18 protein-coding genes, 4 tRNA genes and 3 pseudogenes are annotated in these 20,361 nt (G+C 72.7%); 9 read left to right on the forward strand and 16 right to left on the reverse strand.

Annotation, left to right across the window (positions count from 1 at the left end; genetic code table 11):
• Positions 1 to 74 precede the first annotated feature (74 nt).
• Together secE and BM051_RS24930 are read right to left on the reverse strand one after the other, a co-directional pair.
• On the reverse strand, positions 75 to 527 hold the full coding sequence (gene secE, locus BM051_RS24925; RefSeq protein WP_092535369.1) for a preprotein translocase subunit SecE: 453 nt from the start codon (positions 525 to 527) through the stop codon (positions 75 to 77).
• Between the two features lie 58 nt (positions 528 to 585).
• Positions 586 to 658 (reverse strand) — tRNA-Trp (locus BM051_RS24930).
• A gap of 227 nt (positions 659 to 885) precedes the next feature.
• Between BM051_RS24930 and BM051_RS24935 the strand changes: the two genes are divergently transcribed.
• Together BM051_RS24935 and BM051_RS24940 are read left to right on the forward strand one after the other, a co-directional pair.
• Positions 886 to 2,136, forward strand: a complete 1,251-nt coding sequence (locus BM051_RS24935) for a pyridoxal phosphate-dependent aminotransferase (protein ID WP_092535372.1) — start codon at positions 886 to 888, stop codon at positions 2,134 to 2,136.
• 33 nt (positions 2,137 to 2,169) lie between these two features.
• Complete coding sequence (locus tag BM051_RS24940; RefSeq protein ID WP_092535375.1) at positions 2,170 to 3,066, forward strand: SGNH/GDSL hydrolase family protein; 897 nt, start codon at positions 2,170 to 2,172, stop codon at positions 3,064 to 3,066.
• Positions 3,067 to 3,134: 68 nt separating this feature from the next.
• On the opposite strand, the gene BM051_RS24945 is transcribed toward BM051_RS24940, so the two are convergent.
• From BM051_RS24945 to BM051_RS24975, 7 genes are all read right to left on the reverse strand, one after another.
• Entirely contained in the window at positions 3,135 to 3,542 is a 408-nt protein-coding gene (locus BM051_RS24945; protein WP_092535378.1) for a MaoC family dehydratase, read from the reverse strand.
• Positions 3,542 to 3,991, reverse strand: coding sequence for an FAS1-like dehydratase domain-containing protein (locus tag BM051_RS24950; protein ID WP_092535381.1), 450 nt, complete (start codon positions 3,989 to 3,991; stop codon positions 3,542 to 3,544). The genes BM051_RS24945 and BM051_RS24950 overlap by 1 nt, the downstream gene beginning before the upstream one ends.
• A 93-nt stretch (positions 3,992 to 4,084) precedes the next feature.
• Positions 4,085 to 5,215 (reverse strand): S1 family peptidase, encoded by a 1,131-nt coding sequence (locus BM051_RS24955; RefSeq protein ID WP_092535384.1) that lies wholly within the window; start codon positions 5,213 to 5,215, stop codon positions 4,085 to 4,087.
• Positions 5,216 to 5,602: 387 nt separating this feature from the next.
• Positions 5,603 to 5,767 carry a 50S ribosomal protein L33 gene (gene rpmG / locus BM051_RS24960; RefSeq protein ID WP_092535388.1) on the reverse strand — a complete coding sequence of 55 codons (165 nt, stop codon included), beginning with the start codon at positions 5,765 to 5,767 and terminating at the stop codon, positions 5,603 to 5,605.
• A 175-nt stretch (positions 5,768 to 5,942) separates the two neighbouring features.
• Positions 5,943 to 6,016, reverse strand: a tRNA-Met gene (locus BM051_RS24965).
• 158 nt (positions 6,017 to 6,174) lie between these two features.
• Positions 6,175 to 6,247 (reverse strand) — tRNA-Thr (locus tag BM051_RS24970).
• 87 nt (positions 6,248 to 6,334) lie between these two features.
• Positions 6,335 to 8,977 carry a putative bifunctional diguanylate cyclase/phosphodiesterase gene (locus tag BM051_RS24975; RefSeq protein ID WP_424923312.1) on the reverse strand — a complete coding sequence of 881 codons (2,643 nt, stop codon included), beginning with the start codon at positions 8,975 to 8,977 and terminating at the stop codon, positions 6,335 to 6,337.
• Positions 8,978 to 9,274: 297 nt separating this feature from the next.
• Here BM051_RS24975 and lon point away from each other — a divergent pair, with 297 nt between their 5' ends.
• On the forward strand, positions 9,275 to 11,734 hold the full coding sequence (lon, locus tag BM051_RS24980; protein WP_092535391.1) for an endopeptidase La: 2,460 nt from the start codon (positions 9,275 to 9,277) through the stop codon (positions 11,732 to 11,734).
• Positions 11,735 to 11,902: 168 nt separating this feature from the next.
• Here lon and BM051_RS24985 read toward each other — a convergent pair whose 3' ends face one another.
• Positions 11,903 to 12,613: a class I SAM-dependent methyltransferase gene (locus tag BM051_RS24985; protein WP_092535394.1), complete on the reverse strand. Its 711-nt coding sequence runs from the start codon at positions 12,611 to 12,613 to the stop codon at positions 11,903 to 11,905.
• Positions 12,614 to 13,145: 532 nt separating this feature from the next.
• On the opposite strand from BM051_RS24985, the gene BM051_RS24990 reads away from it, so the two are divergent.
• Positions 13,146 to 14,318 (forward strand): PhoX family protein, encoded by a 1,173-nt coding sequence (locus BM051_RS24990; RefSeq protein ID WP_092535397.1) that lies wholly within the window; start codon positions 13,146 to 13,148, stop codon positions 14,316 to 14,318.
• Here the strand turns inward: BM051_RS24990 and BM051_RS24995 are convergent.
• The gene (locus tag BM051_RS24995; RefSeq protein WP_092535400.1) at positions 14,288 to 14,989 is read right to left on the reverse strand and encodes a DedA family protein; all 702 of its coding nucleotides are present in this window, start codon (positions 14,987 to 14,989) and stop codon (positions 14,288 to 14,290) included. The genes BM051_RS24990 and BM051_RS24995 overlap by 31 nt on opposite strands.
• A gap of 135 nt (positions 14,990 to 15,124) precedes the next feature.
• On the opposite strand from BM051_RS24995, the gene BM051_RS25000 reads away from it, so the two are divergent.
• Positions 15,125 to 16,318, forward strand: coding sequence for a sensor histidine kinase (locus tag BM051_RS25000; RefSeq protein ID WP_243859818.1), 1,194 nt, complete (start codon positions 15,125 to 15,127; stop codon positions 16,316 to 16,318).
• A gap of 22 nt (positions 16,319 to 16,340) precedes the next feature.
• Positions 16,341 to 16,984, forward strand: a pseudogene (locus BM051_RS25005) (response regulator).
• A gap of 17 nt (positions 16,985 to 17,001) precedes the next feature.
• On the opposite strand, the gene BM051_RS25010 reads toward BM051_RS25005, so the two are convergent.
• Both BM051_RS25010 and BM051_RS25015 read right to left on the reverse strand, forming a co-directional pair.
• Positions 17,002 to 18,120: an MBL fold metallo-hydrolase gene (locus BM051_RS25010; protein ID WP_092535403.1), complete on the reverse strand. Its 1,119-nt coding sequence runs from the start codon at positions 18,118 to 18,120 to the stop codon at positions 17,002 to 17,004.
• Positions 18,121 to 18,211: 91 nt separating this feature from the next.
• Positions 18,212 to 18,469 carry a DUF6480 family protein gene (locus tag BM051_RS25015; RefSeq protein WP_092535405.1) on the reverse strand — a complete coding sequence of 86 codons (258 nt, stop codon included), beginning with the start codon at positions 18,467 to 18,469 and terminating at the stop codon, positions 18,212 to 18,214.
• Between the two features lie 143 nt (positions 18,470 to 18,612).
• On the opposite strand from BM051_RS25015, the gene BM051_RS25020 reads away from it, so the two are divergent.
• Positions 18,613 to 19,014 (forward strand): hypothetical protein, encoded by a 402-nt coding sequence (locus BM051_RS25020; RefSeq protein WP_092535408.1) that lies wholly within the window; start codon positions 18,613 to 18,615, stop codon positions 19,012 to 19,014.
• Between the two features lie 99 nt (positions 19,015 to 19,113).
• Here the strand turns inward: BM051_RS25020 and BM051_RS30805 are convergent.
• A pseudogene (locus BM051_RS30805) lies at positions 19,114 to 19,287 on the reverse strand (WCX domain-containing protein); the annotation flags it as partial.
• A gap of 37 nt (positions 19,288 to 19,324) precedes the next feature.
• A pseudogene (locus BM051_RS30810) lies at positions 19,325 to 19,525 on the reverse strand (WYL domain-containing protein); the annotation flags it as partial.
• Between BM051_RS30810 and BM051_RS29455 the strand changes: the two are divergent.
• The gene (locus BM051_RS29455; RefSeq protein ID WP_208326025.1) at positions 19,455 to 19,613 is read left to right on the forward strand and encodes a hypothetical protein; all 159 of its coding nucleotides are present in this window, start codon (positions 19,455 to 19,457) and stop codon (positions 19,611 to 19,613) included. The pseudogene BM051_RS30810 and the gene BM051_RS29455 overlap by 71 nt on opposite strands.
• A gap of 25 nt (positions 19,614 to 19,638) precedes the next feature.
• Positions 19,639 to 20,208 (forward strand): hypothetical protein, encoded by a 570-nt coding sequence (locus tag BM051_RS25025; protein WP_208326024.1) that lies wholly within the window; start codon positions 19,639 to 19,641, stop codon positions 20,206 to 20,208.
• A gap of 68 nt (positions 20,209 to 20,276) precedes the next feature.
• Here BM051_RS25025 and BM051_RS25030 read toward each other — a convergent pair.
• A tRNA-Tyr gene (locus BM051_RS25030) sits at positions 20,277 to 20,358 on the reverse strand.
• Positions 20,359 to 20,361: the final 3 nt, after the last annotated feature.

Consider the following 20,361-nt stretch of genomic DNA (forward strand, 5'->3'; position numbering starts at 1 on the left):
TTCCGTCCTCTCGTCGATCACGTGTCGGGTACGCGGCGCCTGGGCTGCCGCGCGCCCGTGGTGACGCCGGCGGCTCAGTCGCCGAAGATCAGCGCCACGACCTCGCCGAACGCGAGGTCGAGCGCGAACACCAGCGCCACCATGAAGGCCACGAACACCAGCACGACGGTGGTGTAGGTGACCATCTGCTTGCGGGTCGGCCAGATGACCTTGCGCAGCTCGGCCCAGACCTCGCGGAGGAAGCGCACCAGCCGCTCGAACAACGAGGCCTGCTTGGTGCCCGTGCCGCCGCGCTTCGGCGTCGGCCGGCCCTTGCCGGTGGCCGCGGTGTCCGCCTTCCGCTCGCCCGCGCCGGGCCCCGCCTTGCCCTTCGGAGCCGGGCGCTTCCTGCCCTCGTCGGTGTCCTCGCCACCGGTGCCCCCCGCGGGACGCGCGGAGGCACGACGCTCACGCCGAGCCGCGGCGGTGACCGGACGGGAAGGGCGCTTGGGCCCCTTCTCCTGGTCCTTCTCGCCGTCCTCGCTCACGAGCTACTCCTCCGCTCCGGTGCCTCTCGGCGGACCGGCGGCGCCGGTCGCGCTGTAGCAGGGGTGACAGGACTTGAACCTGCAACCTGCGGTTTTGGAGACCGCTGCTCTGCCAGTTGAGCTACACCCCTTCGACCACCCGTCCGGGCCGTCGGCGGACGCATTCCGCCCTCCCCACACGGAGCACTACCCGAGGTGGGGCCGGGTCGCCACACGTTCCAAGTTCCGCAGTCTACGGCAAGCCACCTGGGGACCCGCAACCGAGCCCCGGCGGCCCACCGGAGGAGCCGACGTCCGTCGGTTCTCCCGCCCGGGACCCCTTGTGATCCTTGACAACGTGCATGACAGCATGGCAGGTATGGCTACCCCTGGAAGCTCCGCCCCCGGAGGCACGGCCGTCAGCAGCCCGGTCTCCCGCGTGTCCGCCCGGATCGCCGCGATCAAGCCCTCGGCCACCCTGGCCGTGGACGCGAAGGCCAAGGCGCTCAAGGCCGAGGGGCGCCCGGTGATCGGGTTCGGCGCCGGCCAACCGGACTTCCCCACCCCCGACTACGTCGTCGAGGCCGCCGCGGCCGCCGTCCGGGACCGCGCCAACCACGGCTACACCGCCGCCGCCGGGCTGCCCGAGCTCCGCGAGGCGATCGCCGCCAAGACGTTGCGGGACTCCGCCTACGACGTCGACGCCGCGCAGGTGCTGGTGACCAACGGCGGCAAGCAGGCCGTCTACTCCGCGTTCGCCACCCTGCTCGACCCGGGTGACGAGGTGCTGCTGCCCGCGCCCTACTGGACCACCTACCCCGAGTCGATCACCCTCGCCGGCGGGGTTCCGGTGCAGGTCACCGCGGACGAGTCGACCGGCTACCTGGTCACCGTGGAGCAACTGGAGGCCGCCCGCACCGACCGCACGAAGGTGCTGCTGTTCAACTCGCCGTCGAACCCGACCGGCGCCGTGTATCCGCGCGACCAGGTCGAGGCCATCGGCCGCTGGGCCCACGAGCACGGCATCTGGGTGGTCACCGACGAGATCTACGAGCACCTCGTCTACGACGGCGCGCACGCCGAGTCGATGCCGGTGGTCGTGCCGGAGCTGGCCGACCAGACGCTGGTGCTCAACGGTGTCGCCAAGACCTGGTCGATGACCGGCTGGCGGGTCGGCTGGATCATCGGCCCGCAGGACGTGGTGAAGGCCGCCGCGAGCTTCCAGTCGCACCTGTGCGGGAACGTGGCCAACGTCGCCCAGCGGGCGGCGCTGGCCGCGGTGTCCGGCCCGCTGGACGCGGTCGCCGAGATGCGGGCCGCGTTCGACGCCCGCCGCCGGCGGATCGTGTCGATGCTGTCGGAGATCCATGGCGTCGACTGCCCGACCCCGCAGGGCGCGTTCTACGCGTACCCCTCGGTGAAGCGCCTGCTGGGCAAGGAGATCCGCGGCGAGCGGCCCACCAGCACGGTGGAGCTGGCCGAGGTGATCCTGCGCGAGGCCGAGGTCGCGGTGGTGCCGGGCGAGGCGTTCGGCACCCCCGGCTACTTCCGGTTCTCCTATGCCCTCGCCGAGGAGGACCTCGTGACCGGGGTGACCCGGGTCGGCGAGTTGCTGTCCGAGGCCGAGTAGGCGGTCGACCTGGCCAGCAGAAGAACAGCCGTCGTGGCGGGGCTCGCCGCGGTGGCGCTCATCATCGCCGTGGTCGGGATCGGCACCACGCTGCGCGAGCACGAGGGTGCCGGCCCGCCCGCGCGGGACCACGCCCCGACCGGCGGTGGCGTCGGGCGGTACGTCGCGCTCGGCGACTCCTACACCGCGGGGCCGGGCACCGGCACCCCGACCGGTGAGCCGCGGGGATGTGCCCGGTCGGCGAACAACTACCCGCACCTGGTGGCGGCCGAGCTCGCACCGGCCGAGTTCGTCGACGTCAGCTGCGGTGGCGCCACGACGGTGCACCTGACCACCGACCAGGAGACCTCGGCGGGGGTGAACCCGCCGCAGCTGGCCGCGGTGACCGCGGACACCACGCTGGTCACCCTCGGCATCGGCGGCAACGACGTGGGCTTCGTCCAGCTCGCCCACGAATGCGTCACCAGCGAGCCGAACCGCTCCCCGTGCCGGGACCGGTACGTGCGGGGCAGCCAGGACCGGCTCGCCGAGGCGATCGACGCGGCCTCGCGCGGGGTGGGTGGCGCGCTCGACCGGATCCAGCGGCGGGCGCCGCGGGCGCGGGTGCTGGTGGTCGGCTACCCGACGGTGCTGCCCGCCCAGGGGCCGGGCTGCTGGCCGGAGCTGCCGGTCGGCGTCCGGGACGTGGCGTACCTTCGCGAGTCGTTGCGCCGGCTCAACGACATGCTCGCCCAGCAGGCCCGATCACATAGGGCGGAGTTCGTGGACACCGCGCGGCCGAGCGTGGGCCACGACATGTGTGCGCCACCCGGGCTCCGGTGGGTGGAGGGGCTGACCCGCACCGCCCAGTCGGCGCCGCTGCACCCGAACGCGCAGGGCCAGCTCGGGATGGCCGACGCCGTGCTGCGGGTGCTCGACGACGAGCCCTGAGCGGTCGTGTCGCACGGCCCGCTGGCCGGTCCGAACGCCAGCCGGCCCGAAAGCCGACTGGCCCGGAGCTAGCTGGCCCGGACGACCGCGACGGCCTTGCCCAGCACGGTCCGGCCGGCGAACTTCGCGGTGATGTCCACCCTGGCGGTGCCGTCGTCACGCACCTCGCCGACCCTGCCGGTGATCTCGACCAGCGCGCCCTCGTCGTCGTCCGGCACCACGACCGGGCGGGTGAACCGCACGCCGTACTCGAGCAGCCGGCCGGGGTCGCCGAGCCAGTCGGTGACCAGCCGGCCGGCGAGCGCCATGGTCAGCATCCCGTGCGCGATGACGTCCGGAAGCCCGACCTCCTTGGCGAACCGCTCGTTCCAGTGGATGGGGTTGAAGTCCAGCGACGCGCCGGCGTAGCGGACCAGCCGGTCGCGGGTCACCCGCACCGACAACGGTGGCAGCTCCTGGCCCACGTGCACCGCCATCAGGCTCCCTCTCCCCGAACCACCAGCTGCGCGCGGGTGGTGCAGACCGTCTTCCCCGCGGCGTCGGTGATGTCGGCGCGCACGGTCAGGAAGTCGTTGCCGGCGCGGGCCGAGACGGACTCGATGTGGGTGGCGATCGCCAGCTCGTCCCCGGCGTGCACCGGGCGGGTGTGCTGGAAGCTCTGGTCGCCGTGCACCATCCGCGAGTAGTCGAGGCCCAGTTCGGGATCGGCGACGACCGCGTTGATCGCGGGGACGTTGATGATGGTGAGGAAGGTGGGCGGCGCGATCACGTCCGGGTAACCGGCCGCGCGGGCCGCGGCGGGGTCCCGGTAGAGCGCGTTGTCGTCGCCGATGGCGGCGGCGAACTCGGCGATCTTCGCCCTGCTGACTTCGTAGGTGCTCGTCGGCGGGTAGGTCCGGCCGGCGAAAGACGGGTCCAGTGGCACGCAGGCAGGTTACCGGGCGGCGGGCGCGGCGGAGGCCACCGCTCGCGGTGCAGGGTTGCCGCGAGCGGTGGCCTCGGGACCACGGGGGTCGGTTCAGCGGTTCAGCGAGACACCGTAGGCGTTGAGCGCCTCGACGACGGGCTGGAAGTACGAGCTCCCACCGCCCATGCCGGAGGTGATGCCGAGGCCGACGCTGCCGGCGAACAGGCAGCCGCCGGAGTCACCGGGGTTCACCGCGGCGGAGGTCTGCACCATCTGGTGAACCGCGCCCTCGCGGTAGTTCACCGTGACGTTGGTGCGCTGCACCGAGCCACAGGTCAGCCGGGTGGTGCTGCCGCTCTTGCAGATCCGCTGGCCGACGGTGGCGTTGGCTGCGGAGCTGATCCGCTGGTACGAGCCGTTCCACAGGGTGACCGCGCCGGGGGCGTGGCCGGTCGTGTTCCGGATCAGGCCGTAGTCGTTGACAGGGAAGCTGGCGCCGACCGAGGGGCCGATGTTCCACTGCGACACCGCGCGGGTGCAGTGGCCGGCGTCCACGACGTAGTTCGTCCCGCCGCGGTTGGCGTTGAAGCCGGCCGAGCAGCGGGTGCCGCCGCCGGTGATCGCCTCGCCGTTGTACACGGCCTTGGTCATCTCGCCGGACACGTGCTCGACCCGGACGATGTCGCCGAGCTTGCGGGCGGTGGCGAGCAGGGTGGCCAGGTGCGGGCTGTCGGCCGCCTCGGCCACGGTCAGCACGATCTGGTTGGCCCGCACGTCGGTGCCGATGGAGGTGTGCGTGACGGCCGGGACGGCCTCCAGCGCGGCCTGCGCGGCCGCGAGGTCGGCGTTGGAGTGACGGACCACCTTGGCGGTCACGCCGGAGCGACCGGCCTCGAGGGCGGCGGCCTTGCTCAGCACGTTGACGACCGGCCTGCCCTCGGCGTCGAGGTAGCCACCGGCGTGCCGATCACCGAGCTGGGCGGTGACGGCGTCGAGCGTCGAGACGCTGGTCTCCTGGTTGCGCAGCACCTGCTTGGCGGCGACCTCGGTGATGCCCTCGCTGGCCGAGAGCGCCGCGACGGCGGCCTGCTGCACCTCGGTGGCGTAGCCCGCGACGTCGTCCGCGGTGGCGGTGGTCGGGGCGAGGAAGCCCAGGGCGGTCGCGCCCGCCACCAGGGCGACGACGGAGCGAGCGGCATGTCGGCGCGGACTGCCGACACTGGTCTTGCGGATCTTGCGCATACCGGCAACTCACTTTCGCAGGGATGACCCGCACGAACCGATAGGCCGTGCTGGATCACAGTGGGTTGACCGGACACGATTTCGTGACCGGCACCGGGGATCCCCGGCTACACGATAGGGTGAGGCCAGTCACAGAGAGTCGGTAGCTTCTTTCGTCGGTTGTTTACCCGCGCCGAACGCACCAGGGTGCGCACGACATCCGGAGCACCACGGGCGCCGCGTCGAGGGCGCGCCGTCGCGCGGGAACGTTCCCGGACCGGCCCGCCGGCGGGCCGGTCCGGGGCCGGCAGGACTCCGCCCGGCGGTGTGCGGGCTGTGTGAGAGCCGGCACGACGACGAGGCCGCCCCCGTTTCCGGGGACGGCCTCGTCGTGGTCCAGGGGACGCGTCAGCGCGTCTCTTTGTGCACCCGGTGCGTACCGCAGTTCGGGCAGAACTTCTTCATCTCCAAGCGGTCCGGGTTGTTGCGCCGGTTCTTCTTGGTGATGTAGTTGCGGTGCTTGCACTCCTCGCACGCCAGCGTGATCTTCGGTCGCACGTCGGTGGCAGCCACGGCAAAGCCTTTCTCTACAAACCGGTTTCCCCGAGGTGACCTGACCACCAAGTCGACCCCGGCGGGGGGTCCAGGGGGCTTGCCCCCTGGCGGGGGCCTGGGGGTTCGACCCCCAGAGCGATTGCGGAACGAGCAGGGTTCGCGCTCTTCGCGAACACGGCCCACCCACGAAGTGTAGCGGGGGCGGGACTTGAACCCGCGACACCACGATTATGAGCCGTGTGCTCTAACCACCTGAGCTACCCCGCCCCATGTTCCCGTAGCGGAACAGCGAGACCAGCGCCTCACCCGACCCGCCACGGGGTCCGGGGGCGTACCCCCGGGTGGGGTCTGGGGGCCGCGCCCCCAGAAACACCAGCGAGCGAGCCAGGCCGGGGCCTTCTGCCGGCATGACGCACCCGCTCGCGAGCCCCAATACGGAATCGAACCGTAGACCTTCTCCTTACCATGGAGACGCTCTGCCGACTGAGCTATTGGGGCCTGGCTCAACCTTGAGCCTCGACAAGGCTACACCGGCGGAGGAAGGGAGTTTGCAGGGGGTCCCCTTTGCTCCCCCTTCACACAGCCTCAGGTCAGGAGCACCAGGACGGACTCGGCGTGCCGGCCGGGCGAGCGGACGGTGCGCGCCTGCAGCCACGCCTCCAGCCGCTCCTCGGACAGCGGCCGGGAGATCAGGTAGCCCTGCGCCACGTCGCAGCCCATCGCCTCGAGCTGGTCGCGGGCGATGTCCTCCTCGACCCCCTCGGCCACCACCGTCAGCCCGGGCGAGTGGCCCAGCTCGACGATCGACCGCACCACCGCGAGGTCGCCGAGGTCGGTGCCCATGCCGAGCACGAAGCTCTTGTCGATCTTGACCTGGTCCACCGGGAGCTGCCGCAGGTAGGCCAGCGACGAGTAGCCGGTACCGAAGTCGTCCACGGCCAGCACGATCCCCAGCGAGTGCAGCTCGCGCAGGATCGGCAGGGCACGCTGCGGGTCGGACATCACGCCGGACTCGGTCAGCTCGAAGGTGAGCAGCTCGGGCGGCACGTCGAAGCGGCGCAGCGCGTCGAGCACCTTCGCCGGGAACTCGGAGTCGGCGAGGTTGCGCACGGACAGGTTGACCGCGGCCGAGATGCGCAGCCCCTCGTCGAGCCACTTCCGCACCCTGCGGAGCGCCTGCTCGAGCACGAACGAGGTCAGCGCGCCGATGAGGCCGGCGGCCTCCACGGCGGGCACGAACTCGTCCGGGTCGAGCTTGCCGAACTCGGGATGCTGCCAGCGCACCAGCGCCTCGACGCCCTGCACCTGCCGGTTCGGCAGGGTCACCTTGGGCTGGTAGTGGACGGTGACCTGACCCTCCTCCAGCGACTGCCGGAACTGGGTGACCAGCTGGAACCGACGCATGAAGATCTGGCCCATGCTGGGCACGTAGGCCCGGACCTCCTCACCGCCCCGGGTCGCCCGCACCGCGACGTCGGCCCGCTGCAGCATCCCGTCGACATCCACCGGGTCGCCGTGTTCCTGGCCGGTGCACGCGTAGCCGACCACGGCGTTCGCCTCGACCATCAGCCGGTCCACCGGGTAGGGCGCGGACAACTCGGCGCGCAGCCGCTCGGCGACCGAATGCGCCTGCTGCGGCGATTGGTCGACGAGCAGCACGGCGAACGAGGCGCCCTCCAGCCGGGCGAGCGGCACACCCGGGCCGAGCGTGTCGCGCAGCCGACGGCCGGCGGCCATGACCATCCGGTCAGCCCAGGCGTAGCCGAGTGCGTCGCTGACCGTGGAGAACACGTCGAGGTCGACGCGGAGCACCGCCGAGCCGGGCCGCTCCCGCAGCGGGTCGCGGGCGACCTGGCGGAAGCCGGGCCGGTTGAGCAGGCCGGTCAGCGGGTCGTGGTAGGCGTCGTGCCGCAGCGTGGCCAGCAGCCGGCGGTTGTCCAGCGACGTCGCCAGGTGGCTGGCCATGGTGCCGAGGAGCTGGATGTCGTACTTGCCGAAGCCACGCCAGCGGGACAGCCGGTCGTGCGCCTCGACGACGCCGAGCAGCTGGTTGGCGCTGCGCAGCGGCACGACCAGCGCCTCCTGGGCACCGCGGTCGAGCAGCGCGGCGCGGACCTCCGGGTTCGCCTCGGTGATCCGGAAGTGCCGGACGTGCGCGCCGGGCAGCCGCAGCAGCGGGTCGTCGGCGGGTGGCTCGACCGGCGGCAGCGACTCGCCGACGACGACGGTGCGCATGGCGTCGTCGGGTTCCAGGCGCAGCCGGAGCACGACCCGCCCCGCGGCGAGTTGATCCTTGATCCGCTCGGCGATCGTGGCCCACTCGTCGACGTCGACCTCGGGACCGAACTCGTCGGTGCGGCTGGCCGGGCGGGCGGCGGCCTGCTGGCCCGACCTGGCCACCATCAGGCTGACGTCGGAGAGCGCCTCCATGTCCCGCTGCTCCCGGAGTAGGTCGGAGTAGGCCCAGTACAGCGCGGACAGGCCGAGGAAGACAGCGAGCACGAGCGGCCAGGCGCCGGGCACGTGCGCGATCACGAGGTAACCGGACAGGCCGACCGAGGCGTTGACGAACCCGACGACGAGGATGCGGCCGGTGAGCCGCAGCGCGGTGCTCACCCGCATCCGGCGGCGCAGCACGCGGACGGCGGCCAGCGCGAGCAACGTGCTGGCCAGCGGCGCGGTCAGCGTGCCGGCGAGCGCGGCCACCCACGGCATGCCCTCGCCGCCGATGGCCTGCTTGACCAGGCCGGCGACGGCGAACGCGCTGGTGATCTCGAGCAGGAAGGCGCCGGCGTTGTACAGCACTCGCCCGGACACCCGCCTGGCCAGCAGGGTGCTGATCCCGGCGACGACGTGCGCGGCGAGCACCACCTCGAACGGCGCGACGAAGAAGCCGATGACGAGCGGGATCTCGGTGAACGAGATGGTCCAGGAGATCCCGCTGCGCACGTCGACGTTGATGCCGAGTTGCTCGGCGAGCAGGAACGCGATCGCCAGCAGCGGGCCGATCCACCACAGGTCGAAGTCACGCTCGAACGGCAGCCACGCTGACACGGCGACCGCGGCGGCGATGCCGGCCGCGAGCACGACCATGGTGTAGACCCGGAACCGACGCTCGTCGGCACGGGCTTCCCGGGAGACCTGGCCACCGTACGGATCCGTCGCGGGTGGGGCTGCAGCCATGGCGGAACCCGTGGAACCGGTGGGGCCGCCGTAGGGCTCCGGCATGCAACCTCCTCTCGTCTGCCGCGAACGAGGGCCTCACTGTACCCCGGTGGGCGTATCTCGGCCTCATTCTGACCACTATGGGATCACCTCTTGGTGAATACGGGGGCAACAAGAGTACGGAAAGCCGACCACCGGGTGACACGTCGGTTGATCCGATCGCCGGGGGTGACCGACCGGTCAGCCAGCTCCTCCGCCGTCGACGCCCCCGGCAGCGCTCGCTCAGGGCGAACGGCCCCGGGAAACAACTCCACGCTCCGGAAAGTTGAGGCTGGTGCACTCAACAGACAGGAGCGTCAGATGAGCCGAACACTGCTCCTCCCCGTTCTCCCGGTCGACGACGACGTCGTGCTGCCCGGCATGGTCGTGCCCGTCGACCTGACCGACGCCGAGGCGCGGGCCGCCATCGAGTCCGCGCGGGCCCGCACCCCGGACACCGCCGCGCTGCCGGGCATCCGGTCGACCCCGCCCGGCAAGGCCGAGGTGCTGCTGGTCCCCCGGGTCGGCGGCGAGTTCGCCGAGGTCGGCACCGTCGCGACGGTCGAGCGGGTCGGCCGGGCCCCCGACGGCGCCGCGGCCGCGCTGGTGCGGGGCACGCGAAGGGCCTCGGTCGGCGGCGCCGCGGACGGTCCCGGCGAGGGCCGCTGGGTGGAGGCCACCGAGCTCGACGAGCCACCGGCCGGAGAGCGGGCGCGGGCGCTGGCCGCCGAGTTCCGGTCGGTGCTCGTCGAGGTCCTGCGGCGCGGGGGCGCGGGGTCCGTGCTCGACGCCGTGCAGCGGCTCGACGAGCCCTCGGCCATCGCCGACCTCGCCGGGTACGCGCCGTACCTGGGCACCGAGCGGAAGCTGGAGTTGCTGCGCACCCTCGACGTGACCGCACGGCTGGAGGCCGCGCTGGCGGCGAGCCGGGAGTACCTCGCCGAGCAGGAGGTCAACGACACCATCCTGAAGGACGTCGCCGAGGGCATGGAGCGGCAGCAGAAGGAGTTCCTGCTGCGCCGCCAGCTCGAGGCGATCCGGAAGGAGCTCGGCGAGCTCGACGGCACCGGCGAGCGGGACGACTACCGGGCCAGGGTCGAGGCGGCCGACCTTCCCGAGCACGTGCGCGCCGCTGCGCTGTCCGAAGTGGACAAGCTGGAGCGGGCCACGGAGCAGTCGCCGGAGAGTGGCTGGATCCGGACGTGGCTGGACACGGTGCTGGAGTTGCCGTGGCACACCAGGACCGCGGACGTCCCCGACATCGCGGCGGCGCAGCGGGTGCTCGACGCCGACCACGCGGGGCTGGCGGACGTGAAGGAGCGGATCGTCGAGCACCTGGCCGTGCGAGCGCGCACGGCCGAGGCCGGCCGGAAGGGCGGTGCCGGCGAGGCCGCCCCCGCCCCGGCGCCGGGACCGGATGGCGGCGGCCGGCCAGGCGTGCGGCGCGGCGGCACGGTGCTCGCCCTGGTCGGTCCACCCGGGGTGGGCAAGACCTCGCTGGGCGCCTCGGTCGCCAAGGCCATGGGCCGGTCGTTCGTGCGCGTGGCGCTGGGCGGGGTCCGCGACGAGGCGGAGATCCGCGGGCACCGGCGCACCTACGTCGGGGCACTGCCGGGTCGCATCGTGCGGGCGATCAAGGAGGCCGGGTCGATGAACCCGGTGGTGCTGCTGGACGAGATCGACAAGGTGGGCGCGGACTACCGGGGTGACCCCACGGCGGCGCTGCTGGAGGTGCTCGACCCCGAGCAGAACCACACCTTCCGCGACCACTACCTGGAGGTCGAGCTGGACCTGTCCGACGTGGTGTTCCTGGCGACGGCCAACGCCGTCGAGACGATCCCCGGGCCGCTGCTGGACCGGATGGAGCTGGTGACCCTCGACGGCTACACCGAGCACGAGAAGGTTGTCATCGGCAGGGAGCACCTGTTGCCGCGGGAGCTGGAGCGGGCCGGGCTCGCCGCCGGCGACGTGCGGATCACCGACGCCGCGCTGCACCGGATCGCGACGGAGTACACCCGGGAGGCCGGGGTGCGCGACGCGAACCGGACGATCGCGAAGGTGCTTCGCAAGATCATCACCCGGGTGGCGCTGGACGAGCTGGCGTTGCCGGTGACCGTGGACGCCGGCGACCTCGACGGCTACCTGGGGCGGCCACGGCACCTCCCCGAGTCGGCGCTGCCGGCGACCGCGCGGCGCACCGCGATTCCCGGCGTGGCCACCGGGCTGGCGGTGACCGGGGCGGGGGGCGACGTCCTGTACGTCGAGGCGTCGCTGGCCGACGCGGAGACCGGCGGCACCGGGCTCACGCTCACCGGGCAGCTCGGCGACGTGATGAAGGAGTCGGCGCGGATCGCGCTGTCCTACCTGCGCTCGCGGGGCGCGGAGCTGGAGCTGCCGGTCGGCGACCTGGCCAACCGCGGCGTGCACGTCCACGTGCCGGCGGGCGCGGTGCCGAAGGACGGCCCCTCGGCGGGCATCACGATGACCACCGCGCTGGCGTCGTTGCTGTCCGGCCGGCTGGTGCGGGCCGAGGTGGCGATGACCGGTGAGGTGTCGCTGACCGGCCGGGTGCTGCCGATCGGCGGGGTGAAGCAGAAGTTGCTGGCCGCGCACCGGGCCGGGCTCACCACGGTGGTCATCCCGCGGCGCAACGAGCCGGACCTCGACGACGTCCCGGCCGAGGTGCTCGACCAGCTCGACGTGCGCCCCGTGGACAGCGTGCGCGAGGTGCTGGAGCTCGCGCTGGAGCCGGCGGCGGCCGCGGTCGCCAAGGCGGCGTAGCCGGTTGTCCGTTCCGGTCGAATTTTGCGGATGAGCTGGCCGCTGACCTGCGGTCCGCGAGGTAGGTCCGGACAGCGGGCGGGCAAGTTGTCCGGACCTACTTTGCGAATTCTTGGGACAACTGATCAGCGTGGGCGTTGATGGTTACAGCGTCGGACGCACGGGGCCTCAGCGGCGGACGGATGCGAGCAGACCAACTGGGGAAAGCATGCCAGCGGCGATACGGCGTTCCTCAGCTTCGCGGATGGCGTTGACGGCATCGGCGGCGCGAGCGGCCGGCTCGATCCAGACACCGCCGCGTCCGTCGACCAGGCGCCACAGGATGCTCGTGACCACCGTGGTCAGGTCGGAGCCGACGCGGCTCAGTGCGGCGATCATGGCGGAGCCTTGGTGGAGGAAGTCGTGACCACCAACCCAGGCATCAAGCAGGTCGCCGGAGGGGAGTTCGGCGTCGAGCAGGCCAGTGGCAACCAGCATCGCGCGGTTGTCGTAGAGGAAATGCGCACCGGTGTGGTCCACCTGCTCCCAAGCGAACTCCTCGATGATGACCTGCCCATCCGGGGTGAGCAATGTGGCCGCATGGGCCAGGATGTCATCCAGACTCTCGGCGTGGTGCAGGGAGCGCGTGAACAGCACGACGTCGTACTCGCCGTAGACGTCATGGACATCGGCCTGGATGACCGGCACGCCACGTTCCCTGGCCGCGGCGGCCATCTCAGCGTCGCGGTCCACGCCGGTGACCTTGTAGCCCAGGTCCGCGAGGGCAGCGGCCAGGGCACCGCGGCCGCAGCCCACCTCAAGGACACGAGCCGGGGGCGCCGGCAGCAGTGGCTTCAGGTGGGCGAGCGTATGGGGCACAGCAACGGTGGTCAGATCCATTCGGGCAACCCTAGATCGCGCCTACGGGATGAGCGATGGGTTATCGGAACGGCCCCGCCAGTCCTCAGCCGCCCCGAACGACACCCCCGAACACCCGAAGCCGGTCCCGACAACCAAGCCCGGAACCCGGACAGCTCAGCCGTACGAACACCGGTGCGGGGAGGGCGCCCCGGGTGAGGGCAGATCGTGGCATCCAGAGAAAAGCACCCGGGACGTCCTCCCGCTCACCGTAACGCGCTCCGCGGGGCTTCGCCGCCCCGCCGGGATCACCCGCGCACCACTGTCCACTTCGGCAAACGCAGCACAACGGGCCTTGCCGGTCGGGCAACCGGACGTTTCGCACGCCCGGAAGTCACCCGATCGCGGCACGCCGAGCGCCACCCCGGCCATCGCGCCCCGGCGGGAAGCTCGTGGGTGCGGGCCACGATCTGTTCACCGCATTGCCCCGTTCCGGACGGCGACAACTCGCGCTCGGCGCCCTACTCTCCGTCTCACCACCACGAGCTCTCCCGAACCCCCACCGGAGGCAGACGTGAAACGGCGGAACTTCCTGCGCGCGGCGGTGATCGGCGCCGGCGTCACCGCGTTCGGCAACACCCTGAGCCGGTCCGCGCTGGCGGCGCCCGCGCAGAACGGACCCAGCCCGTACGGACCGCTCCAGCCCGCGGACGCCAACGGCATCCAGCTACCCGCCGGGTTCACCAGCCGGGTGATCGCCCGATCCGGCCGGCGGGTCGCCGGCACCGGCTACACCTGGCACGCCGCGCCGGACGGTGGCGCGGTGTTCGCCGACGGCGAGGGCCCGACGGCTGGCTGGATCTACGTGTCCAACTCCGAGATCACTCCCGGCGGCGGCGCCGGCGCGGTGCGGTTCGACGCCTCCGGCGCGATCACCGACGCCTACCGCGTCCTCGACGGCACCCGGCAGAACTGCGCCGGCGGGGCGATGCCGTGGCGCACCTGGCTGTCCTGCGAGGAGATCGACGGCGGGTACGTGTACGAGTGCGACCCGAACGGTCCCGCGTCGAAGGCGGTGCGCCGCCCGGCGATGGGCCGGTTCAAGCACGAGGCCGCGGCGGCCGACCCGGTACGCAAGGTCGTCTACCTCACCGAGGACGTGTCCGACGGCTGCTTCTACCGGTTCGTCCCGACCACCTGGGGCGACCTCTCGGCCGGCACCCTGCAGGTGCTGGTGGCCGGCTCGGCGACCTCCGGAACGTTCCGGTGGGCCACCGTGCCCGACCCCGACGGCTCGCCCACCCCCACCCGGCGGCAGGTGTCCGGGGCCAAGCGGTTCAACGGCGGCGAGGGGCTGCACTACGCCAACGACACCGCGTGGTTCACCACCAAGGGGGACAACCGGGTGTGGCAGCTCGACCTCACCCGCGACACCTACGAGTTGGCCTACGACGACTCGCTGGTCGATCCGGGTCAGCCGCCGCTGACCGGGGTGGACAACGTCACCGGCTCCTCCTACGGCGACCTGTACGTCGCCGAGGACGGGGGCAACATGGAGATCTGCGTGATCACACCGGACGACATCGTGGCGCCCTTCCTGCGGATCGTCGGCCACGACCGGTCGGAGATCTGCGGCCCCGCCTTCACCCCGGCCGGTGACCGGCTGTACTTCTCGTCGCAACGGGGAACCTCCGGCTGGTCGAGCGGTGGCATCACCTACGAGGTGCGGGGGCCGTTCCGCACCTGACGCCGCGGCGCCGGATCGTGACCGTGCCGGCCGTCGCCGCCCCGGCCGCGCAGCCGGGACACCACGAACCCGGCGACGGCCAGCACGACCAGGCCGATCACGACCTTCTGCGCCACGCCGGCGTAGTCCTGGACGACGTGCCAGCTCTCCCCGAGCAGGTACCCGGCCACGACGAAGATCGCGTTCCACAGCAGGCTCCCGAGCAGAGTGAGCGGCAGGAAGACCCGCATCCGCATCCGGGAGACCCCCGCTGGCAGGGAGATCACGCTGCGGAACAGCGGGACCATGCGGCCGAGGAACACCGCCTTCGCGCCGTGCCGGTGGAACCACGCCTCCGCGCGGTCGAAGTCGGCCGGCCGCAGGAGCGGAACCCCGCCGAACAGTGCTCGGACGCGGGTGGGCCCGAGCCACGCGCCCAGGTAATAGGTCACGAGCGCACCGAGCACGGAGCCCAGTGTGGTCCAGAACAGCGCGCCGGCCAGGCTGAACGTGCCCTGGCTGGCGGTGAAGCCGGCCAGTGGCAGGACCAGCTCGCTGGGGATGGGCGGGAACAGGTTGTCCAGCCCGACGACCACGGCGGCGCCGGGGCCGCCGAGCGACTCCATGAGCTGGACCGCCCAGCCGGCGAGTCCGCCGATCGGCTCGGCGCTGTCGATGTGTGTGACGGTCATGACGGCCTTCCTGAATCGGGATCCGGTGCCGTCGACGCTAGGGAGCGAACGCGGCGGGCACCCTGCGGAACACCACCCGGTGAACTGCGGAAAACCGCAGTATCCGGTCGTCGCCCGCTGGCTAGCCTGGACGCCATGGACATGGCCATCGACGTCGCCGACCGAACGGCGGGAGTCAGCGTCCCCGAGCCCCACCGCCCGTTCCGCGCGACCCTGTGGCGGGCCGCGGGTCTGCCGCTCGGCTGCCTGACCGCGGTCGTCGGGCTCGGGTACGCCGTGCTGGGCGCGCCGGCGCTCCTCGTGCCGCGGCCGCGGGAGTGGGTGCTCCGCGGCGCCACCGCGCTGGCCACCAGGGAACGCGAGCGGATCCGCCGACACTTCGGCACGGCGGGGTTCCGGCACTTCTCCGGTCACCGGGCGCTGGGCTACCTCCTCGCGCGGTCGGTCGTCGGCGCGCTCGGCATGGCCATCGGTTTGCTGATCCTGGCCGGCGCGGCGGCCGGCGCGGTGATGACCTGGCAGGTGGCCACCGGCCGGCCGATCGGCGGCGGCGCCGATCCGGACGGCGCGGACTGGTACGACCCGCTGGTGCTCGTCGGCGGCGGCGCCGTGCTCCTGTACCTCGCGGTGCAGGGCCTGCGCGGCGTGGTGGCGCTCGACTGGCGGTTGACCGAGCTCTTCCTGCGGCCGGCCTCCCGGCAGGTGCTGCGCCGGCTCTCCGACGTGATCGTCAGCAGGGCGGACATGGTGAAGGCGGTCGACGAGGAGCGCCGGCGGATCGAACGGGACCTGCACGACGGCGTGCAGCAGCGGCTGGTCGCGCTGGGCATGTTGATCGGCAGGGCGCGGCGGGCGCGGGAGGAAGGCAGCGGATCGAACCTGCTGCGGCAGGCGCACGAGGAGGCGCAGCAGGCGCTGCGGGACCTGCGCGACGTCGCCTGGCGGGTGTACCCGGCGGTGCTCGACTCGGCCGGCCTGCGCGGGGCGCTCGAGTCGCTGGCGGAGCAGTCGAGCGTGCCGGTGGAGCTGGACTACCAGGCCGGGGACGTGGACGAGACCATGGAGACGACCGCGTACTTCGTGGTCTCGGAGGGGGTGGCCAACGCGACCAAGCACGCGGCGCCGTCGAGGATCCGGGTCGCCGTCGCCACGGCCGGGACGGGACTGCACGTGCGGGTGGTGGACGACGGCGGAGGGGGCGCCGACGTCACCGGCAGTGGGCTGTCCGGATTGGCCCGCCGGGTCAGGGCGGTCGACGGCAGCCTCCGGGTGTCCAGCCCGGCCGGTGGCCCCACCGAGCTGGCGGCATGGCTTCCGCTCGGGCGCTAGCCGTGCGGCTCGGGGGACACGCGTGCGCGTAGTGCTCGCCGAGGACTCGACGCTGCTGCGCGAGGGTCTGGTCCGGCTGCTGGCCGAGGAGGGGCACGAGGTGGTCGCCGCGGTCGGCGACGGCGCGGCCATCGTGCACGCGGCCAGCGCGTTCCGGCCGGACGTGGTGGTCACCGACGTCCGCATGCCGCCCACCCACACCGACGAGGGGTTGCGCGCCGCGCTCGAGATCAGGAGGCGGTGGCCGGAGGTGGGGGTCCTGGTGCTGTCGCAGTACCTGGAGAAGCGGTACGCCACCGAGCTCGTCAATGGTGACGGCGGCCGGGTCGGGTACCTGCTCAAGGACCGGGTGACCCAGGTGGGGGAGTTCCTCGGCGCGCTGGAGCGGGTGGCCGGCGGCGGGGTGGCGTTCGACCCCGAGGTGGTGCGCCGGCTGCTGGCCCGGACGGGCGGTCGGACCCGTTGGGCCGGCTGACCGAGCGGGAGCGGGAGGTGCTCGGGCTGATGGCGCAGGGGCACACCAACGCCGGCATCGCCGGGCAGCTGCACCTCTCCCAGAGCGCGGTGGAGAAGCACGTCAGGGCGATCTTCGACAAGCTCGACCTGGTGGAGGCCGCCGGGTTCAGCCGCAGGGTGCTGGCGGTCCTGCGCTACCTCGACTCCTGATCCGGAATCGCCGGTGCCTACACGTCGGCGGGCTCCCCCGCGAGGGTCTGCCACCACCCGTCCACGGGGGGTGGGGCGTCGACGTCGATCCGCTCTCCCGGGCGGGGCACGGCGAGCGGCACGTCCTGCGCCTTCGCCTCCCGCCACACCCGGTCGGCGGGCTCCTGCCACGGGTGCATGGCCAGCGTGAAGGTCGCCCAGTGCACCGGGATGAGCAGGCCGCCGCGCACGTCGACGTGGGCGGTGACGGCCTCTTCCGGCGTCATGTGGATGTCCGGCCAGTGCGGGGCGTACGCGCCGATCTGGACGAGCGCGGCGTCGAAGGGTCCGTGCCGCTCGCCGATGGCGACGTAGCCGTCGAAGTATCCCGAGTCGCCGGTGTAGAACACCCGGCGGGTGGGGCCGGCGACGACCCACGACGCCCAGAGCGTGCGGTCGCCGGCGAAGCCGCGGCCGGAGAAGTGCTGCGCGGCCTCCGCGGTGATCCGCAAGCCCGCGACGTCGACCGACTCGGTCCAGTCCAGCTCGACGATCCGGTCCTCCGGCACCCGCCACCGCCGCAGGTGGGCGCCGACGCCGAGCGGCACCACGAACGGCGCGCGCTGGGTGCGCACCAGCTCCCGGACCGTGCCGAGGTCGAGGTGGTCGTAGTGGTCGTGGGAGATGAGGACGGCGTCGACCTCCGGCAGGTCGGTCAACGCCTGGGGCGGCTCGTGCAGCCGCCGGGGACCGAGGAACGTGACCGGCGAGCACCGCCGACTCCACACCGGGTCCAGCAGCACCCTGGCCCCGTCGAGCTCGATCAGGCTCGACGAGTGTCCGTACCAGGTGACGTACACCTTGCCGGGTTCGCAGGGCTTGGGCGCGGTGGCGGCGCGCACCAGGGGGACCGGCTCGGCCGGCCGGCGGGGGGTGCGGTCGAAGGCCAGCTCGCGAAGGGCCTTGCGGTAGGTCCCGCGCGGCATGACCTGCCGCGGGACGGTGTTGTGGAACATGCCGTCGCGGAACTGGGGCGACCGGAGCAGCCGTTCCGCGTGCTCGCCGTGCGGCCGCCCGCCCATTGCCAGTCGGACTTCCCGCGCGATCCACGCCGCGCCGCCCACGAACGCCGCCGCAGCCAGCAACCCCTTGCGCATCACCGACCTCCCTTCCCGCTGATCGCCACGCCTTCAGGATTCCACGAGTCGGCCGAAGCCACCGTCTGCGCGACCCGGGCTGGGGTGGGTGTCAGGAGAGGAGGTTGGCGAGGTAGGCGACGAAGAATCCGGCGACCATCAGCACGAGCACGGCGATCACCACGATCGCGACCACCGGCATGGACCTCGGCTGGTCCGGCTCGCGGTGCGCGGTCCCGGACACCTGCGCCGACTCCGGTGGCGTCTCCCCCGGCGGCACCCCTCCCCCGGGTTCCAGCCCGGGGGTCCGCTCGGGCTCCGGGTCCGGCGGCACGTCGTCCGGCTCGGGATCCCGTGATTCGGTCGCCATGGCCCCGGAGTACCCGAAGGCCGGCGGGCCAATCCGGACGTGTGCCGGCTCACCTCCGGCCTCGGCACGCACCCTCCCGCAGGCGCGGGAAGCGAGGACCCCGCCGGCGGTTCGGGCTCGCGTGCCCGGGGAACCCCGAGGCCGTGCCCGGCAGTGTCTTCCGCTTCGCGTTCGATCCGAGGTTCGCCTCGGTGCTGCGGCTGGCCGGTGTCCGGCCGGACAACTGCTACGTGGCGGTCGAGGGCGCCGAGTTGGTGGCGCGCTTCGGGCGCTGGCTGGTGCGGACGCCACGGGCCAACGTGCGCGACGCGCGGGTCACCGGCCCGTACTCGGCGCTCCGGGCCGTCGGCGTCCGGCTGTCGCTGGCCGACCGCGGCCTGACCTTCGGCACGAACGCCGACGCCGGCGTCTGCGTCGAGTTCGGCGAACCGGTGCGCGGCGGCGATCCGTTCGGCCTGCTCCGGCACCCCGCGCTGACCGTGACCGTGGCGGAGCCGGAGGCCCTTGCCGCCCAGCTCGGTCGCATGTGCCCGGGAGCCCGGTGAGCTCGCGCAGCCAGCTCGCCGGCCGGAGTGGCGCGAACCGCGAGCCCCGACCACCCGTGCCCGACTAGGGGTTTCCGCCGCGCACAGCACCCGGTGGCCCAGTGCCGTCAGGTAGTCGGCGAGCTCCGGCGGCTCGTGCACCTCGAACCCGCACCCGAGCAGGGTCAGCCGGAACGCCAACCACTCCAGCGTGTCCGTGTGCCCGCGCAGCCGGCAGGTGTGGGCGTCGAGCGGCTCGATGTCGGCCGGGGTGTCGCCGATCCGGCCGGCCACGACCTCGGCCGGGGCATGCAGCGTGGCGACCGCGGTCGTCGTCGTACCCGACCAGGTACCAGCGCCGGCGGTCGGCGACCAGCCGGTGCGGCTCCACCAGCCGCGCGCTGTCCACGCCGTCCCCGACCGGTAGCGGAACCGCGTGCGGTCGCCGGAGCCGGACGCGTTTGCCGCTGCTGCTCACCCACGGCTGGCCCAACTCGGTGGTCGAGTACCTGAACCTGGTCGGCCCGCTCACCGACCCCGGGGCCCACGGCGGCGACCCGCGGCAGGCGTTCCACGTGGTGGCGCCGTCGGTGCCCGGGTTCGGCTTCCCAGGGCGGTGATCTGGGTGCGTACGTCGCACCGGCCGTGGCGAAGGCCGACCCGGAGCGGGTGGTCGGCGTGCACGTGGAGGGCGGGTTGGGCTTCCCGTCCGCGGCGGACGTGGCGGCGATGACCGACGCCGAGCGGGCGGAGTTCGAGGAGCTGATGCGGTGGGCCGGCAACGGGGTGGACCACCACGCACTGCTGCGGGCGGCGCCGCGGACGTTCGCCTACGGCTGGAACGACTCGCCGATGGCGCTGCTGGCGTGGATGGCGCAGAAGTTCCAGGAGTTCACCCCGTCGGTGGAGCTGCCGGAGCACGCGATCGACCGGGACCTGCTGCTCACCAACACCAGCGTGTACTGGTTCACCGGGACGTCGGGCTCGTCGTCGTGGTTCATGTACGAGAGCACTGAGTTCTCCTGGCCGGAGGGGCAGTCGCTGGTGCCGACCGGGGTCTACGGCGGTGGGCCGGACCTGTTCCGCCGCCTCGCCGAGCGGGACAACGACGTCGTGTACTGGCCGGAGGGCAACCCGGGCGACCACTTCGTGGCGATGGAGGTGCCCGACGCGCTGGCCGCCGACATCCGCACCTTCTTCGCCAAGGTCAGGTAAGCCGGTCCGGAGACGGCGAACGCCCCGGTGACCTGTTCGCGCAGGTCACCGGGGCGTTCGTGGTGGTGTGGCGGGTGAGGGATTCGAACCCCCGAAGGCTGAGCCGTCTGATTTACAGTCAGATCCCTTTGGCCGCTCGGGCAACCCGCCGAG

It is taken from the genome of Amycolatopsis arida (genome assembly GCF_900115565.1).
GTDB lineage: Bacteria > Actinomycetota > Actinomycetes > Mycobacteriales > Pseudonocardiaceae > Yuhushiella > Yuhushiella arida.